The sequence below is a fragment of the Xanthomonas bromi genome (assembly GCF_900092025.1).
Classification (GTDB): Bacteria; Pseudomonadota; Gammaproteobacteria; order Xanthomonadales; family Xanthomonadaceae; genus Xanthomonas; species Xanthomonas bromi.
This window is the reverse complement of record NZ_FLTX01000039.1, coordinates 114316-130883: the sequence shown is the minus strand read 5'-3', so window position 1 is coordinate 130883 and position 16568 is coordinate 114316. Positions and strand designations below refer to the sequence as shown.

Here is a 16568-nt window from a genome sequence, read left to right as displayed (position 1 = left end):
CGGCCGTGCCGGGGATTTTTTATTGCGTGGGTCAGGCGCGTTTACCGCGCTTGCGGATCGGGGTCACGGTGGCCGGGTCGCGGCTGCCGACCGGGTCCGCATCGTAGCGGGCGATGAATTCGCGTACCTGCGGATACACCACTTCGCGCCAGCGACGGCCGCTGAAGATGCCGTAGTGACCCGCACCTTCCACCACCAGATGGCGACGATGCGCGGCGTCAATGCCGGTGCACAGATCGTGCACTGCCTCGGTCTGACCGAGGCCGGCGATATCGTCCAGCTCGCCTTCGATGCTCAGCAACGCGGTATTGCGGATCGCCGATGGCTTGACCAGCTGGCCGTCCACGTTCCAATTGCCCTGCGGCAGCAAAAACTCCTGAAACACCACGCGAATCGTGTCCAGGTAATACTCGGCCGGCATGTCGAGCACGGCGTTGTACTCGTCGTAGAACTGCCGGTGCGCCTGCGCATCCTGCAGGTCGCCCTTGACCAGATCGGTGTAGAAATCCCAGTGCGACATCACGTGCCGGTTGGGGTTCATCGACAGGAATCCGGCGTGCTGCAAGAAGCCCGGATACACCTGGCGGCCATGCCCCGGATACGGGAACGGCACGGTGTGGATCAGGTTGTTCTGGAACCACTCGATGCCGTTTTCCGTCGCCAGGTTATTGACCTGGGTGGGGCTGCGGCGTGCATCGATGGGGCCGCCCATCATCACCAACGAGCGCGGCGTGGGTTCGTCGTTGGTCGCCATCAACGACACCGCCGCCAGCACCGGTACGGTAGGCTGGCACACGCTCACCACGTGCAGGCGTTCGGCACCGATATGGCGGATGAACTCCTGGATATAGGTGATGTAGTCCTCGAGCCGGAACGCGCCAGCGTCCAGCGGCACCATGCGCGCATCCACCCAATCGGTCACATAGACCTTGTGGTTGCGCAGCAGGGTGCGCACGGTGTCGCGCAGCAGCGTGGCATGATGGCCGGACAAGGGCGCCACCACCAACACGGCGGGCTGCTCCTTCATCTTGCCGATCAGTTCGACGTGGTCGCTGAAGCGCTTGAAGCGCAGCAGCCGGCAGAACGGCTTGCTCAGCACTTCCCGCTCGATGATCGGCAGCGAATGGCCATCGACTTCGACATCGTCCAGCGCCCAGGCGGGCTTTTCGTATTCCTTGCCCAGCCGGTGGAACAACTCGTTGCTGGCGGCCATGCGTTCGGCGCCCGGAAGCGAAGCCCACAGGCTGTCCGGGTCGGAAAACATCTTGGCGTTCGCCTGGGCCTGATGCACCCAGGGGGCCAGCAGATTGCGGGTCAGCTCATGCAGTTGATAAAGCATTCCACCCATCCGTGCGGTTTTGCTGCCGCGCAGCATACCCGGTTTGGCGCATTTGCACCTTAATGGGGCTGCGGATGGTTGAGGCTGTCATATCAACGTGTCAGCAGGCCTGTATCGGTGGCCGTGGGTCTTGTTAAAGGTGCGCGCGAAGCCATCGCCGTTCGGACGTCATCGGCGTTCTCTTGAATGCCCCAGGCCTCGCACCTCATTTCATCGGCTCCTACGCGGCGCGCCCTCTGCGGCGCGAGAAGGGAGCTCAGGGCGCGCCCAAGGAGCGTGTGCCGGTCAGCCACGCTCCAACGCAGACGTTTCCCCGGCCAGCTGCGGCGACAACCAGCAATGCGACCCGAGCGTAGCGAAGCCCACGCTGGCGAAGCGCTTGCGATACCAGCGCGCCGGTCGCGCCTGGAAGCCGTCGTGATCGCCTTCGAATGCATCTTCCTGGGCGAAGGCCTCCAGAAATGCCACGCCTGCGCACATCTCGGCCAATCCGGGCAGGCCTTGGTTGAATTCGCGGGTGGGCACGTAATGCAGCACGTCCGAGCAGATCAGCAGGTCCACCGGCGCGCACGGGCGCAGCCAGGCGAAATCGCCAAAGCGGGCGGGGTGGATCTGGCGGCTGCGCCCGTAGCGCTGCACCGCGTAGGCGCTGCTGTCGAAACCCAGGTAGCTCAGCTTCGGCCGCAGCGCCAGCAAGGGCGCGCGCCATGCCGCCTCGCCGCAGCCGACATCGAGCACGCTGCGGATTGGCCGCTCCAGGTAGTACTCGGCCTGGGCCACGGCCAGTGCGACCTTGCGTCGCAGGCGCGCGGGGTCGGCCAGGCCGGCATCGCGATACCAGCGGCGGAAATAGTGGGCGTCGTACTGTTTTTGGTCGGACTGCTGCATGGACATCAGCTGCTTTCGCGCGCGCGGATAGGTGAAAATGCGGGCCATCCTACGCGAGCCAGTGGAGCCAGCACATGACCCTGTATTTGTGGATTAAGACGTTCCATCTGTTGTTCGTGATCGCCTGGATGGCCGCGGTGTTCTATCTGCCGCGCATTCTGGTCAATATCGCCGAAGCCGGAAACGACACCGCAGTGCGTGCGCGGCTGGTGCTGATGGGGCGGCGGCTGTACAAATTCGGCCACAGCATGCTCGGCCTGGCGTTGCTGCTGGGAGCGGTGTTGTGGCAAGGCTATCGGGTGATTCCGGATTTTCCGACGATGGTGGCCGGCGGCTGGTTGCACGCCAAACTGTTTGCGGTGGCGTTGATTCTTGCCCACTACATCGTGTCCGGCCGCTGGGTCAAAGGCGCCGAACAGGGGCGTGCAGTGCCCAGTGGTCGGGCGTTGCGCTGGTTCAACGAGGTGCCGGTGATCCTGCTGGTCGGTGTGATCTGGCTGGTGCTGGCCAAGCCGTTCTGAGCGCATGCCGCACCGAGCCTGCGCACGCCGAGGGGTTCTCTGTGCCGCAGGTACAGGAACCGCCTCTGCCGACGAGGTTGCGGGACGTGCCTGCGTCTTGCCGCAAATGATTGCGGTGACGTGCAGCTAAAGCGAGAAGCGATCAGTCGCGTTGACATGCGTGCGGATGGAGCACCGCCGATGACGGCGTGCAAGATCGCCCCGCAGCGTGCGTTGTCTACTGCGGCGTGGGAAGCAGCTTGAGATACTTTTTCTGGTTCCCGGCAAATCCGCTCCTGCCTTACAGCACATGGAGTTTGCCGAATACAGCACGGGCGCGTACTTCATCTCCGAGCTGAAGCAGCGCTTCGCCTTCGGTCATCAGGACAAGATGATCGGTGTGGTCTGGATCGTCGTACATCAGCGCGATTACTTCGATCCATTTGTGCACGTTCTCATCGTCGTGCAGATCGGCATAATCCTTCACGCAGCTTGCAGACAGGCTTTGCGGGTAGTCATCCCATTGCATTGCTGCTTGGGCTCGGGGATCAGCGCCCACGCCTGCAATCGGAGCGCTAGCGATTCCGCCTGGGCGCCGTTGCGAAACGTCTGCGCGGACAGCACCAGCAAGTGATCGATTTCGGCGTTGAGACCTGCCTCGATGTCCGGCCTTCTGGGCATGGTGGTCTCCTTCGCGTGCGTAGGCGTCCGGACACATGGCGCCTGTGAGGGAGGGACGGCTGGATCAAGCGGCGCTCACGCGCTGGAGTCCAGCTCGCGCAGACCCTTGCGCGCCAGATCGACCCAGGTGCGTTGTTCGCGTTGGTAATGCTTGGGCGAAGCGGCGGCATGGCGCACTACCTGTTCGTACACCGCCTTGGCCTGATCAGGATGCGCGGTGCGCTGCAGCAGTTGCGCATAGCGCACCCGCGCTTCTTCGCCCGGATAGCCTTGGGCTAGCGTCTCGTATTCGTGCAGCGCCGCCTCGGTGTCGCCGCTGTCCTCAACCGCACGCGCATACAGCAGGTGCCCGTCATGCGAGCGGAAGCCGGGGTTGGCCGCGATCAAGGCATCCAGGGTCTGCCGCGTCTGCTGCGGCTGGCCTAGCCCGAACTGGGCCTTGGCCAGGCCAAGCATCAGGTGCGGATCGTCGCGATACAGCCCACGCAAGGCGCCCTGGTAATGCTCGGCCGCCTGTGCGTAATCGCCGCGCGCCAGCAATGTCTCGGCGAGTTGGCGACGATTTTCCGGAGTGTCGGCCACATCCAGGCGGCGCGAGGCTTCGCGTTGTTCGCGTTGTGGATCCAGGGTGCCGCGCACGTGCTTGAGGCTGCGGCGCGCGCTGGGATCGTTGCGCAGGTCGGGAATCACCGCCACGCACACATAGACCAGCACCGCCAGCAGCGAAAACGCCAGCAGCAGGAAGATCCAGTACAAGGGCCGCCCGCTGCGCACGACGTGGACACAGCAGGCGGCTTGCAGCAGCAGCGAAATCAGCAGAAGCGCAGACATGCGAGTGAGGCGTCCTTTCCATGGCCGCGCGGTCGGCGCGGCCGGTCATCGTGCACGCGGATCAATGCCCTTCGTAGGCACCGTAGCTACGCAGCCGCTCGTAACGCTGCTGCAGCAAGGCATCCACCGGAATCTTTTCCAGGGCGTCCAGCTCGTTGAGCAGCACGGCTTTCAGTCGCTTGCCCATCTGTTCCGGATTGCGATGCGCGCCGCCGGTGGGTTCGCGGATGACCTTGTCGACCAGACCCAGGCCCTTCAAACGCTTGGCGGTTAAACCCAGCTGTTCGGCGGCGTCCTTGGCCTTGGCCGCGTCCTTCCACAGGATCGAGGCGCAGCCTTCGGGCGAAATCACCGAATAGGTGCCGTATTCCAGCATCAAGGTGCGGTCGCCGACCCCAATGGCCAGCGCACCGCCGGAGCCGCCTTCTCCGATCACGGTGCAGATCACCGGGATCTTGAGTTCGGCCATTTCCAGCAGATTGCGCGCAATCGCTTCGGACTGGCCGCGTTCCTCGGCACCGATGCCGGGATACGCACCAGGGGTGTCGATAAAGGTCAGCAGCGGCAGGCGGAAACGTTCGGCCAGCTTCATCAGTCGCAAGGCCTTGCGGTAGCCCTCCGGCCGCGGCATGCCGAAGTTGCGCGCCACCTTGGTCTTGGTATCGCGGCCCTTCTGGTGCCCGATGATGACCACCGGGCGGCCGTCGATACGGCCCAGCCCGCCGACGATCGCCTTGTCGTCGGCATAGGCACGGTCGCCGGCCAGCTCCTGGAATTCGTCGCAGATGGTGTTGATATAGTCCAGCGTGTACGGGCGCTGCGGGTGGCGCGCCAGCTGCGAGATCTGCCACGACGACAGGTCACGGAAGATCTGCGCAGTGCGCACGCGTGCCTTGTCGCGCAGCGCCCGCACCTCGGTCTCCACGTTGACTGCAGGGCCGGCACTGGCGTTGCGCAGTTCCTGGATCTTGGCTTCCAGATCGGCGATGGGTTGCTCGAAGTCGAGGTAGTTAGGATTCATGCAATGGCGTCGTCAACGTAAGGCGGGGAGTGTAGCTGAAGCGGTGTGGCTGGCCCGTACGGGGGCGTTGGGAGCGGAATCGGGATGGAGAATCGGGAATCAGAGCAAAGTATCCGACGGCCTCGCTTTTGCGATTCCCCATTCCCAATTCCCGATTCACTGCGCCCACGGCGGGCTGTACTTGATCTTCACCGTCCGCACCGCCGGGTCGGCGCGCAGGCTGTCCATCAGCTGCTGGTCGATGCGCACCGAGTGGCTGCCGTTGAGGTCGAGCATGCCGGCCACGCCGCCGCTTTTCGCGCGCAGCAGCAGGTCCAGGCGCAGCGGCGTCTTGCCGGGGCGGTGCTTGGCCAGCAGCGCGTCGATGCGTTTGAAGGCCTGCTTCTCGCGCAGGTCCAGGCGCAGCGACAGGCGTTGCGCGTGGTCGGCGCAGATCTGCTCGTAGTCCCAGCATTGGCGGATGCGCAGGCTGTAGCCGCCGTTGAATTCGTCCTCGCGCAGGCCGCCTTTGACGATCAGGATGCGGTCGCGGGTGAGCAGGTGGCCGAATTCGGCCATCGCATCGGAGAACGCGCTGCATTCCACCCGCCCGCGACCGTCTTCCAGTTGCACGAACACCTGGCTGTCGCCCTTGCGGCGCACGCCGACCACCAGGCCGGCCAGAATGGCGCTGACTTCCGGGCGCCAGGTGCGCTTTTCGCCGTCGCCACCACCACCGCCACCACCACCACCACCACCACCACGTTGCTGCGAGGCCAGGATCTTTTCCAGCGCGCCCAGGTCGCAGCCGACCAGCTCGCGCACTTCCTCGCGGTGCGGATCGAACGGATGCCCGCTGAGGTAAAAGCCCAGCGTTTCGCGCTCGCCGGTGAGCAGCTGGCCTAGCGGCCATTCCTTGCTTTCGGGCAGATCCAGGCGCATCGCCGGCGCGCTCGGGTCCGGCCCGCCGAATAGCGAGTTCTGCCCCGAGGCACGTTCGCGCGCCATCTGCTCGGTGGCCTTCATCACCTCGGGCAGCTGCAGCATCAGCGAGGCGCGGTTCTTGCCAAGGCCATCCATCGCGCCGGCATTGATCATCGCTTCCAGCGTGCGGCGGTTGAGCTTTGCGGTGCCCACGCGCGTGCAGAAATCCAGCAGCGTGGTGTAGGGTCCACCGCGCTGGCGTTCTTCGACGATCGCCTCGCAGGCGCCCTGGCCGACGCCCTTGATCGCGCCCAGACCGTATTGAATGGTGTCCGGGCTGGCCGCCTCGAACATGTAGGCCGATGCGTTGACGTGCGGCGGCTTGACGGTGAGGCCGAGGTTGCGCACCTCATCGAGAAAGCCGACCACCTTGTCGGTATTGTCCATGTCCGAGGACAGCGTCGCGGCCATGAATTCGGCAGGGTAATGCCGTTTCAGCCAGGCGGTCTGGTAGCTGACCAGTGCGTAGGCGGCGGCGTGCGACTTGTTGAAGCCATAGCCGGCGAACTTCTCCATCAAATCGAAGATTTCGTCGGCCTTGGCTGCGCTCACGCCGCCCTTGGCTGCACCTTCGCGGAAGATTTCGCGGTGCTTGGCCATTTCGGCCGGCACCTTCTTGCCCATCGCGCGACGCAACAGGTCGGCGCCGCCCAGCGAATAATCGCCGACGATCTGCGCCATCTGCATCACCTGCTCCTGGTACACCATGATGCCGTAGGTGTCTTTCAGGATGACTTCGGTGCGCGGATCGGGATACACGATCTCCTGCTGGCCGTGCTTACGGGCGTTGAAGTCCGGGATCAGGTCCATCGGGCCGGGGCGGTACAGCGACACCAGCGCGATCAGGTCTTCGAAACGGTCCGGGCGCGCGTCCTTGAGCAGGCGGCGCATGCCCGAGGATTCGAACTGGAACACCGCGCCGGTATTGCCCGAGGCGAACACGCCCTTGTAGGTGGGCACGTCGTCGAGCGGAATGGTGGTGATGTCGACCGGATCGATGCCGGCGCGCGCATGGCGCACGTTGATCGCCTTGACCGCCCAATCGATGATGGTCAGCGTGCGCAGGCCGAGGAAGTCGAACTTCACCAGGCCCACCGCTTCGACGTCGTCCTTGTCGAACTGGGTGACCGGATTCTTGCCGCGGCCGTCCTCGTCGTGTTCGGCGAACAGCGGGCAGAACTCGGACAGCGGCTCGGGCGCAATCACCACGCCGCCGGCGTGCTTGCCGGCGTTGCGGGTGAGGTCTTCCAGCTGGCGGGCCAGGTCCATCAGGTCGCGTACGTCGTCTTCGACCTGGTAACGCTGGATCAGGTCCGGCGAGGCCATCTCCGAATCCTTGCCTTCGCCCATCGCATCCTTGAGCGTGATGCCCAGGATGTTGGGGATCAGCTTGGCCACGCTGTCGACCAGCCCGTAGGTGAAGCCGAGCACGCGTCCGGCATCGCGCACCACCGCCTTGGCGGCCATGGTGCCGTAGGTGATGATCTGGCTGACGCGTTCGCGGCCGTACTTGCGCGCCACGTAGTCGATGACTTCGTCGCGGCGGTCCATGCAGAAGTCGATGTCGAAGTCGGGCATCGACACGCGCTCTGGATTCAAAAAGCGCTCGAACAGCAGGTTGTACGGCAACGGGTCGAGGTCGGTGATCTGCAGCGCCCACGCCACCAGCGAACCGGCGCCGGAACCGCGGCCCGGGCCGATCGGAATGCCCTGGTTCTTGCCCCACTGGATGAAGTCGGCCACGATCAGGAAGTAGCCGGGAAACCCCATCTTGATGATGGTGTCCAGCTCGAATTCGAGCCGGTCCACGTAGTCCTGGCGGGTCTTGCCGGGGGCGATCGGGCTCTTTTCCAGGCGCGCGGCCAGACCGTCGCGCGACTGGCTGCGGATCCAGCTGTCCAGGGTCTCGTCTTCCGGCACCGGGTAGGCGGGCAGGAAGTAGGTGCCCAGGCGCATCTCGATGTTGCAGCGCTGCGCCAGCGCATGCGTGTTGTCGATCGCGTCGGGCACGTCGGCGAACAGCGCGGCCATTTCGTCGCCGGACTTCAGGTACTGCTGATCGCTGTACTCGCGCGGGCGCTTGGGGTCATCCAGCACGCGGCCGGACGAAATGCACACGCGCGCTTCGTGCGCGTTGAAGTCGCTGGCGTACAGGAAGCGCACGTCGTTGCTGGCCACCACCGGCAGCCCGCGCACGCCGGCCGCGTTTAACGCGAACTGGTTGAAACGTTCTTCGCCGTCGCGCCCGGTGCGGGTGAGTTCCAGATGCAGGCCATCGCCAAACACGCGTTGCCAGTCGGCCAGTTGTTGCTCGGCCAGATCGGCGCGGCCCTCGCTGAACAACCGCCCGGCCAGGCTGTCGCGGCCGGCCAGCGCAAACAGGTTGGCGTGGCCGGCCTGCAGCCATTCCGGATGGATCGCCACGCCGCCTTCGGGGCGGTGGCCTTCCATCCAGGCGCGCGTCAGCAGCCGCGACAGGCTCAGGTAGCCTTCGCGGTCGCGGCACAGCAAGGTCATGCGCCAGGGCGTCATGTCCGGGGTGGCGATCATCACGTCGGCGCCGGCGATCGGCTTGATGCCCACGCCTTCGGCGGCCTTGTAGAACTTGACCAGCGCGAACAGGTTATTGAGGTCGGTGACCGCCAGCGCAGGCATGTCGAGTTCGACCGCCCGGCTCAGCAAATTGGCCTGTTTGGCCTTTTTCGGGTCAGCCTGATCCGGTTTCTCGGGCACACGGATGGTGGAATCCGCCAGCGAGAACTCGGTGTGGACGTGCAGATGGACGAAGCGGGAAGTGGACATGCGAGACCGGAATAATGCGCGGTCAGGGTACCGGCGGGGACGGGGGCGAACAAGGCTTGACAGGCGGGCAGACGAGGGCGGGGCGGCACCGTGAAGTGAAGATGGTGCCCCCGGATGGCGGTGACTCGTTTGGCGACCAAGCTGTGAAAGGCGCTGCGGGCCGGCCTTTCGCGACACCGGAGGCTGCCGGGCCTGTGGGGTGGAACAATCCGCGCCTTAAACGGCAACGCGCACCCCGCAACTCGGCTGTCACCTGTACCGAAACGAGGCAGGGAGGTCAGGAGTGAAGCGATCCGTTCTTTCAACGGCTCTGGCCGGTTGCCGCGGCCCGCGGCTTTCTCGCTGTTGTGTGGACCTGGGCAGCACCAGGCGCCTCGCGTACGGAACGCTGCGCCTTTTAGATCGGCCCACCCAGGTGTGCGACCTGCAACTGCTCCGGCTCGCGCTTCGCGGCCGCTCCCTGTTCACGGCCTTCCAGCGCCAACCGGACCGGCGCAAAACTGCGGCGATGTTGCGGGCATGGTCCGTGGGTTTGCAACGCGGCCAGGTGCACCGGCGTGCTGTAGCCCTTGTGCTGGTCGAAGCGATACTCCGGGTGCCGCGCGTGAAGTTCGTGCATCAGCCGGTCGCGGGTGACCTTGGCCACGATCGAGGCGGCCATGATGGCGCAGTCCAGCGCATCGCCGCCGATCAGCGCCTCGGCCGGGCAGGGCAACCCCTTGGGGACGCGGTTGCCGTCGATGCGCGCAAACCCGGCCACATGCGCCACGCCTTCCACCGCGCGCCGCATGCCGAGCATGGTGGCCTGGTAGATGTTGATGCGGTCGATCTCCTCGCTGTCGATCAACACCACCGACCACGCCAGCGCCCGATCGACGATGCGTGCGTACAACTGTTCGCGGCGCTCAGCGCTGAGCTGCTTGGAATCGTCCAGCCCGTTGATGCGCGGTTTGTTCGGGTCGAACACCACCGCTGCCACTGCCACGGGACCCGCCAACGGGCCACGGCCGGCTTCGTCGACGCCGGCGATCAAACGAGAATCGGGAATCGGGATTGGGGAATCGTGGAAGAGCGAGTCCTGCTTCGTCGGAACGACAATCGCAGCGTGGGAGCTTGAGCGCTTCATGGCCTGGCTCCTGCCGATTCCCGATTCCCGATTCCCAATTCCGGCTGCGTCAGCAGCTCTGCTACCGCATCGGCCGCGCGCGCCGAGGCGTCGCGGCGCAGCTCGGCGTGCAGGGCCAGATAGCGCGGCTGCAGGGCGGCCACCTTGGCGGGGTGCTTGAACCAGTCCAACAGCGCCACGCACAGCCGCTCCGGGGTGCAGTCGTCCTGCATCAGTTCCGGGGCCAGATCGTCGTTGGCCAGGATATTGGGCAGGGCGTAGCGGTTGACCTTGAGCAGGCCCAGCGTCTTGACGATGCGGTAGGTCAGCGGCGCCACCTTGTAGCTGACCACCATCGGGCGCTTGACCAGCATGGCTTCCAGCGTAGCGGTGCCCGAGGCCAGCAACACCACGTCGGCGGCCAGCATCGCAGTGCGCGCCTGGCCGTCGAGCAGATGCGAGCGCAGTACCGGCAGCGACGAGCGTGAGAGCTGCTCGGCCAGTAATTGCTTGCATCCCGGGTTGGCTGCCGGCACCAGCACGTGCAGGTTCGGGATGTGTTCGGACACCAGCCAGGCAGCCTGGAAGAAGGTGTCGCCGAGCCGGCTGATCTCGCCATGCCGGCTGCCCGGCAGCACTGCCAGCACGGTGCTGGAGGCGGACAACCCCAGCTTGGCGCGCGCCGCCGCGCGGTCGGCCTGGTAGGCGATGTCGTCGGCCATCGGGTGGCCGACGAAGCGCGCGTCCACGCCGTGTCTGGCATAGATCGGCGGTTCCATCGGGAACAGGCACAGCACCAGGTCGGCACTGACGCCGATCTTTTCCGCACGCTTCTCGCGCCAGGCCCAGACCGAAGGGCTGACGTAATGCACGGTCTTGATGCCGCGCTGCTTGAGCCAGCGCTCCACCGGCAGATTGAAATCCGGCGCGTCGATGCCGATGAACACGTCCGGCTTCCACGCCAGCACGCGCTCGCGGAACGCGCTGCGCAGCTTGAGCAGGCGCGGCAGATGGCGCAGCACTTCGGTCAGCCCCATCACCGCCAGCTCGCTGGCATCGAACCAGGTCTGGCAGCCCGCACCGCGCATCGCATCGCCGCCGATGCCCACGAATTCGGCGCCCGGGTAGCGCAGCCGCAATTGCTCGATCAACCCCGCGCCGAGGATGTCGCCGGAGGCTTCACCGGCGATCAGCGCGATGCGGGTGGGGCGCCTGCCGGAAATCGGGAGTGGGGAATGGGGGATCGGCAGAGCAGTCGGGTCGCCGCTTGCAGGCGCGCGATCACGCGCGCCTGGTTCGATTCCCGATTCCCGATTCCCGATTCCCGTCATCGCAATAACGGCCGTTCTGCGGCTTCGATGAACTCAAGCATCCCGCGGACGTCTTCGCTGTCCTTGGCTTGTTCGGCCAGCTGCAGTTTGGCGTCGGCCAACGGCAGGCCGGCGACGTACAGCGTGCGGTAGGCGCGCTTGATCGCGGTGATGCGTTCGGCATCGAAGCCGTGACGCTTGAGGCCTTCGCTATTGATGCCGCGCGGGCGGCCCAGCGAATCGCTGCCGACCATGGTGAAGGGCGGGACGTCGCCGTTGGTCAACGCGCCCATGCCCAGGAACGCGTGCGCGCCGATGCGGCAGAACTGATGCGCGCCGGCAAAGCCGCTGATGATCACGTAGTCGCCCACGGTGACGTGCCCGGCCAGCGTGGTGTTGTTGGAAAACACGCAGTGGTCGCCCACATGGCAGTCGTGCGCCACGTGCGTATAGGCCAGCATCCAGTTGCCGTTGCCGACCACGGTGATGCCGCCGCCGCCGCCGGTGCCGCGATTGATGGTGACGAATTCGCGGATCACGTTGCCGTCGCCGATCACCAATTCGGTGCGTTCGCCAGCGTACTTCTTGTCCTGCGGCTCGCCACCGATCGCGGCGTGCCCGATGAAGCGGTTGTTGCGACCGATCCGGGTCGGGCCGTGGATCGAGCAATGCGGCCCCACCTCGGTGCCCGCCCCGATCTGCACATCGGCGCCAATCAGCGAGAAGGCGCCGACGCGCACGTCGTCGGCCAGCGTCGCTGATGGATCGATGACTGCCGTCGGATGAATCAACGGTGTTGAATCACGCATCGTGTCTCACCTCAAGAAACGGGTTATTCCTTGGCGCCGGCACACATGATTTCGGCACTGGCCACGACCTCGCCGTCGACCTTTGCTTCGCCGTAATAGCATCCCATGTTGCGGATCAGACGCTTCATCTGCACTTCCAGCATCAGCACGTCGCCCGGCACCACCTGCTTGTTGAAGCGGGCGTTGTCGACCTTGACCATGTAGAACAGCGTGGACAGCGCATCGCGTCCCAGCCCGAGCTGGGTCATCACACCACCGGCCTGCGCCAATGCTTCGATGATCAGCACGCCGGGCATCACCGGGCGGGTGGGGAAGTGGCCCTGAAAAAATGGCTCGTTGATAGTGACGTTCTTCTGCCCGATGATGCGCTTGGCTTCCAGGTCCAGCTCGACAACCCTGTCGACCAGCAGAAACGGATAGCGGTGCGGGATCAGCGTGTGGATCTGATTGATTTCGATCGGCAGCTCGTAAACGGGATGGCTCATTCTTTTTCCTTGCCCACAGCCAGGATGCGCCTGGCGAGCGCATCGAGTTGTTTGAAGCGCGCGGCATTCTTGCGCCACGTGCGATTGTCGGTGAGAGGGGTGCCGGACGAATACTCGCCCGGCTCATGGATGGAATTGCGCACGACCGATTTGCCGGTGATGACCACCTTGTCGCAGATTTCCAAGTGGCCGACCACGCCGACGTGGCCGCCAAGCAGGCAATACCGGCCGATCTTGGCGCTACCGGCAATGCCGGTGCAGCCGGCGATGGCGCTGTGTGCGCCGATGCGGCAGTTGTGCGCAATCTGCACCAGGTTGTCCACGCGCACGTCTTCTTCCAGTACGGTGTCTTCCAGCGCGCCGCGGTCGATGCAGGTGTTGGCGCCAATCTCGCAATCGTCGCCGATCACCACACCGCCCAATTGCGGCACCTTGATCCAGTGCCCGGCATCCATGGCCAAGCCGAAGCCATCGGCACCGATCACAGCGCCGGGGTGGATCCGCACGCGCTTGCCCAGCCGCACGCGGGTGACCAGGGTGACGCGGGCGAGCAGCTCGCTGCCGTCGTCCACCACGCAGGCTTCGCCGATGATGCTGCCGGTGCCGATCACGCAGCCATCGCCCACGCGGCTACGCGCGCCAATGCTGACGAACGGGCCGACATGCGCGGTGGCCGACACCTGCGCGGTCGGGTCGATCACCGCAGACGCATGGATACCCGGCTCGCGCACCGGCGCCACATCGAACAGCGCGGCGATCTTGGCGAACGCGGTATACGGATCCTTGGCGACCAGCGCGGTGCCCTTGGCCGCGTCCGCATCGTCGGCACGCAACACCACGACAGCGGCATGCGTGTCGGCCAGTTGCGGGCGATAGCGCGGGTTGGACAGGAAGCTCAGTTGCCCCGCGCCGGCATGGGCCAGGGTGGCGACGCCGCTGACTTCGGTGGTGCCGTCACCAACGACGGTCAACCCAAATTGTTCGGCAATCGCACTGGCGGTCAATCGCATCAGGGGAAACCTCGCGTAAACGGTAAGTGGCTGGTTTTACCGGGGAAATATTATCAAGCAGCCAAGTGGCCAGAGGTGTCTCCTGCCGGGTCGCAACCATGCGGCGAACCCAGGAAGAAGCATACGAAAACGTCCTCTTTAATCTTCGGTAGCGTGATCCTGCTGGGCGCAGTCACCAGTGCATCGGTCGGCGATTTCGCGCAGCAGCGCGCCAACGTTCTGCGCTTCTGGGACCAGCAGGTGCGCTGCGTGGATTCATTCGAGTGGAGGGCCACCGCGACTTGTCTGGGCAACGTCTGGAACAACGACTTCTAAAGCTGTTTCACACCAGGTAATGCAAATAAACAATGGCAGCCCGGACGTCCGGGCCGCCATTGTTCTTCCAGCCAATCTTAGAACTGACCGCCGAAGGTGAACTGCAGACGCTCGATCTCGTCGTTGTCTTCCTTCTTCAGCGGGAACGCGTAGCTGATCGAAATGGGGCCGACCGGGGCGCGCCACAACAGCGCCACACCAGTGGACGCACGCAGCTCGTTGGCCTTGAAGTTGTCCACGCCGTTGTACACGTTGCCGAAGTCGACGAACGCCGAAACGCGCGCCGACGGGCTGTCGAACAGTTTCGGGAAGTACATTTCCACCGAACCGACGGTCTTGAAAGAGCCACCCAGCGGCTGGCCGCGGTTGAAGCCAGGTAGCACTTCCGAACGCGGGCCCAGGGTGTTGTCTTCAAAGCCGCGTACCGAGTTGGTACCGCCGGCATAGAAGTTCTCGTAGAACGGCAGGCCGGTGGCGGTGATGGTCCTGGTCGAGCCATCCGGGTTGGTGACCACGCGGCTGCTGTCGCTGCCGTAGCTGTCGCCATAGCCCAGCTCGAAACGCGTATTCAACACCAGCGCCGGAATGATCGGCCAGTAGTTGGAGATCTGGTAATTGAGCTTGTAATACTCGACCGTGGAGCCGGGCAGGGTGGTTTCCAGGCCAACGCGCTGGTACATGCCGCGGGTGGGCATGAAGAAATCGTTGCGGGTGTCGCGCGCCCAACCCAATTCCGTGCGCCAGGCATGGAACGTGCGTGTCCCGACTGCATCGATGTAGTCGACGATCGCTCGTGGCGTTCCTGGGAACGTGTTGATCTGGTTGCTGTCGATGCCGACCATCGCCGAGACGGTATCGTTCTCCGTGATCGGCACGCCAAACACCACCTGCGCCGAGCCGTTCTTGCTGTTGTATTGCGCGGTGTTGAAGTCCGAGTAATCCAGCGATCGCCAGGACAGGTTGTAGCCCAGCGATACACCGTCGTCGGTAAAGAACGGGTTGGTATAGGAGAACGCATAGCGCTGCTGGAAGGTGCTGCGCGAGGCCTCCACCGCCACGCGGTTACCGCCGCCCAGGAAGTTGTTCTGCGACAACTGCACCGAGGTGGTCACACCGAAGCTCTGCGAATACCCCAGGCCGAACACGAAGCTGCCGGAGGTGGTTTCCTTGACGTTGTAGACCACGTCGACCTGGTCGTTGCTGCCCGGCACCGCTGGCGTTTCCACGTCCACGCTCTCGAAGTAGCCCAGGCGCTGCAGACGGATCTTGGAACGATCGATCGCGGCCTGCGAGTACCAGGTGTTTTCGAACTGGCGCATTTCGCGGCGCAACACTTCGTCGGAGGTGCGGCTGTTGCCCTTGTAGAGGATGCGGCGCACGGTCACGCGCGGGCCGGGCACCACCTGCAGGTTCACCGCCACGGTACGGTCTTCGCGATTCGGCGTCGGGAGCGGGTTGACCTTGGCGAACGCATAGCCGACGTTGCTCAACGTGTTGGTGATCGCATCGGAGGTGTACTCCAGCAGCGCACGCGAGAAGATGTCGCCGGCCTTGGGGATCACCAGGCGCTCGATGTCGGCCTGCGGCAGCACGGTGTCGCCGGTCACCTTGATCTCGGAAATCTTGTACTGCTCGCCCTCGGTGACGCCGGCGCTGATGAACATATCGCGTTTGTCGGGACTGATCGAGACCTGGGTGGAGTCGATGCTGAAATCGACGTAGCCGCGGTCCAGGTACCAGGAGTTGAGCTTTTCCAGGTCGCCGGACATCTTTTCCTTGGAGTACTGGTCGTCGCGGCGGTACCACGAGGCCCAGTTGTGCTCCTTGGATTCCCAGTTGTCCAGGATGTCCGCGTTGGCGAACTTTTCGGTACCGATCAGGTTGACGTGGCGGATCTTGGCCGCCTTGCCTTCCTTGATGGCGATGGCCACATCGACGCGGTTACGGTCCAACGGGCTCACCGTCGGGGTGATTTCCACGTTGTACTTGCCGCGGTTGTTGTACTGGCGCGTCAGTTCCTGGGTCACCCGGTCCAGGCTCAGGCGGTCGAAGGTGCCGCCCTCGGTCAGGCCGATGTCGCCCAGGCCCTTGAGCAGTTCTTCGGACTTGATGTCCTTGTTGCCGGTCACGGTGAGCTTGTTGATTGCCGGGCGCTCCTTGACCGTGATCACCAGGATGTTGCCCTGGCGATCCAGTTGCACGTCCTCGAAGAAGCCGGTGCGGTAGAGCGCACGGATCGAGTCGGCCACCTTGGCATCGTCCACGGTGTCGCCGCGGTTCACCGGCAGATAGGTGAAGACGGTACCGGAGGCGATGCGCTGCAGACCGTCGACGCGGATGTCGCTGGCAACGAACGGCTCGGCGGCCAGGGCAACGGCCGGCAGGCTGAGGCCTGCGGCAAGAGCGAGGGCAAGCAGGCGGCGAGTGGGAAGACGCGTCATGTCACATCCGGTTGGAGTCGTATTCGGGTGTTGCTGGATGCCGGCGTATGACGACGACAACAGGCGGA

General features: G+C 64.6%; 13 protein-coding genes and 1 pseudogene. 2 read left to right on the top strand and 12 right to left on the bottom strand.

The annotated features are described in order from the left end of the window. Nucleotides 1-31 precede the first annotated feature (31 nt). Both XBLMG947_RS12910 and XBLMG947_RS12905 read right to left on the bottom strand, forming a co-directional pair. Nucleotides 32-1375: a polyhydroxyalkanoate depolymerase gene (locus XBLMG947_RS12910; RefSeq protein WP_181093220.1), complete on the bottom strand. Its 1344-nt coding sequence runs from the start codon at nucleotides 1373-1375 to the stop codon at nucleotides 32-34. A 249-nt stretch (nucleotides 1376-1624) separates the two neighbouring features. Beyond that, complete coding sequence (locus tag XBLMG947_RS12905; protein ID WP_181093218.1) at nucleotides 1625-2227, bottom strand: methyltransferase; 603 nt, start codon at nucleotides 2225-2227, stop codon at nucleotides 1625-1627. Nucleotides 2228-2301: 74 nt separating this feature from the next. On the opposite strand from XBLMG947_RS12905, the gene XBLMG947_RS12900 reads away from it, so the two are divergent. After that, nucleotides 2302-2748, top strand: coding sequence for a CopD family protein (locus XBLMG947_RS12900; protein ID WP_065469073.1), 447 nt, complete (start codon nucleotides 2302-2304; stop codon nucleotides 2746-2748). A gap of 283 nt (nucleotides 2749-3031) precedes the next feature. On the opposite strand, the pseudogene XBLMG947_RS12895 reads toward XBLMG947_RS12900, so the two are convergent. From XBLMG947_RS12895 to lpxD, 9 genes and pseudogenes are all read right to left on the bottom strand, one after another. Beyond that, nucleotides 3032-3408 (bottom strand): annotated as a pseudogene (locus tag XBLMG947_RS12895) (hypothetical protein); the annotation flags it as partial. Nucleotides 3409-3483: 75 nt separating this feature from the next. Next, entirely contained in the window at nucleotides 3484-4239 is a 756-nt protein-coding gene (locus tag XBLMG947_RS12890) for a tetratricopeptide repeat protein (protein WP_065469072.1), read from the bottom strand. A gap of 61 nt (nucleotides 4240-4300) precedes the next feature. After that, entirely contained in the window at nucleotides 4301-5260 is a 960-nt protein-coding gene (locus XBLMG947_RS12885; RefSeq protein ID WP_065469071.1) for an acetyl-CoA carboxylase carboxyltransferase subunit alpha, read from the bottom strand. A gap of 156 nt (nucleotides 5261-5416) precedes the next feature. Next, nucleotides 5417-9025 (bottom strand): DNA polymerase III subunit alpha, encoded by a 3609-nt coding sequence (dnaE, locus tag XBLMG947_RS12880; protein ID WP_065469070.1) that lies wholly within the window; start codon nucleotides 9023-9025, stop codon nucleotides 5417-5419. A gap of 397 nt (nucleotides 9026-9422) precedes the next feature. Continuing rightward, entirely contained in the window at nucleotides 9423-10151 is a 729-nt protein-coding gene (locus XBLMG947_RS12875) for a ribonuclease HII (RefSeq protein ID WP_065469069.1), read from the bottom strand. Further along, nucleotides 10148-11461: a lipid-A-disaccharide synthase gene (gene lpxB, locus XBLMG947_RS12870; protein WP_065469068.1), complete on the bottom strand. Its 1314-nt coding sequence runs from the start codon at nucleotides 11459-11461 to the stop codon at nucleotides 10148-10150. The genes XBLMG947_RS12875 and lpxB overlap by 4 nt, the downstream gene beginning before the upstream one ends. Next, complete coding sequence (gene lpxA / locus XBLMG947_RS12865) at nucleotides 11458-12249, bottom strand: acyl-ACP--UDP-N-acetylglucosamine O-acyltransferase (RefSeq protein ID WP_065469067.1); 792 nt, start codon at nucleotides 12247-12249, stop codon at nucleotides 11458-11460. The genes lpxB and lpxA overlap by 4 nt, the downstream gene beginning before the upstream one ends. A gap of 23 nt (nucleotides 12250-12272) precedes the next feature. After that, complete coding sequence (fabZ, locus tag XBLMG947_RS12860; protein WP_065469066.1) at nucleotides 12273-12734, bottom strand: 3-hydroxyacyl-ACP dehydratase FabZ; 462 nt, start codon at nucleotides 12732-12734, stop codon at nucleotides 12273-12275. Next, complete coding sequence (lpxD, locus tag XBLMG947_RS12855; protein WP_065469065.1) at nucleotides 12731-13744, bottom strand: UDP-3-O-(3-hydroxymyristoyl)glucosamine N-acyltransferase; 1014 nt, start codon at nucleotides 13742-13744, stop codon at nucleotides 12731-12733. Before lpxD ends, fabZ begins: the two co-directional genes overlap by 4 nt. Before the next feature lie 153 nt (nucleotides 13745-13897). Here lpxD and XBLMG947_RS12850 point away from each other — a divergent pair, with 153 nt between their 5' ends. Beyond that, nucleotides 13898-14059, top strand: a complete 162-nt coding sequence (locus XBLMG947_RS12850; protein ID WP_167352024.1) for a hypothetical protein — start codon at nucleotides 13898-13900, stop codon at nucleotides 14057-14059. A gap of 77 nt (nucleotides 14060-14136) precedes the next feature. On the opposite strand, the gene bamA is transcribed toward XBLMG947_RS12850, so the two are convergent. After that, nucleotides 14137-16500, bottom strand: a complete 2364-nt coding sequence (gene bamA / locus XBLMG947_RS12845; RefSeq protein ID WP_065469063.1) for an outer membrane protein assembly factor BamA — start codon at nucleotides 16498-16500, stop codon at nucleotides 14137-14139. Nucleotides 16501-16568: the final 68 nt, after the last annotated feature.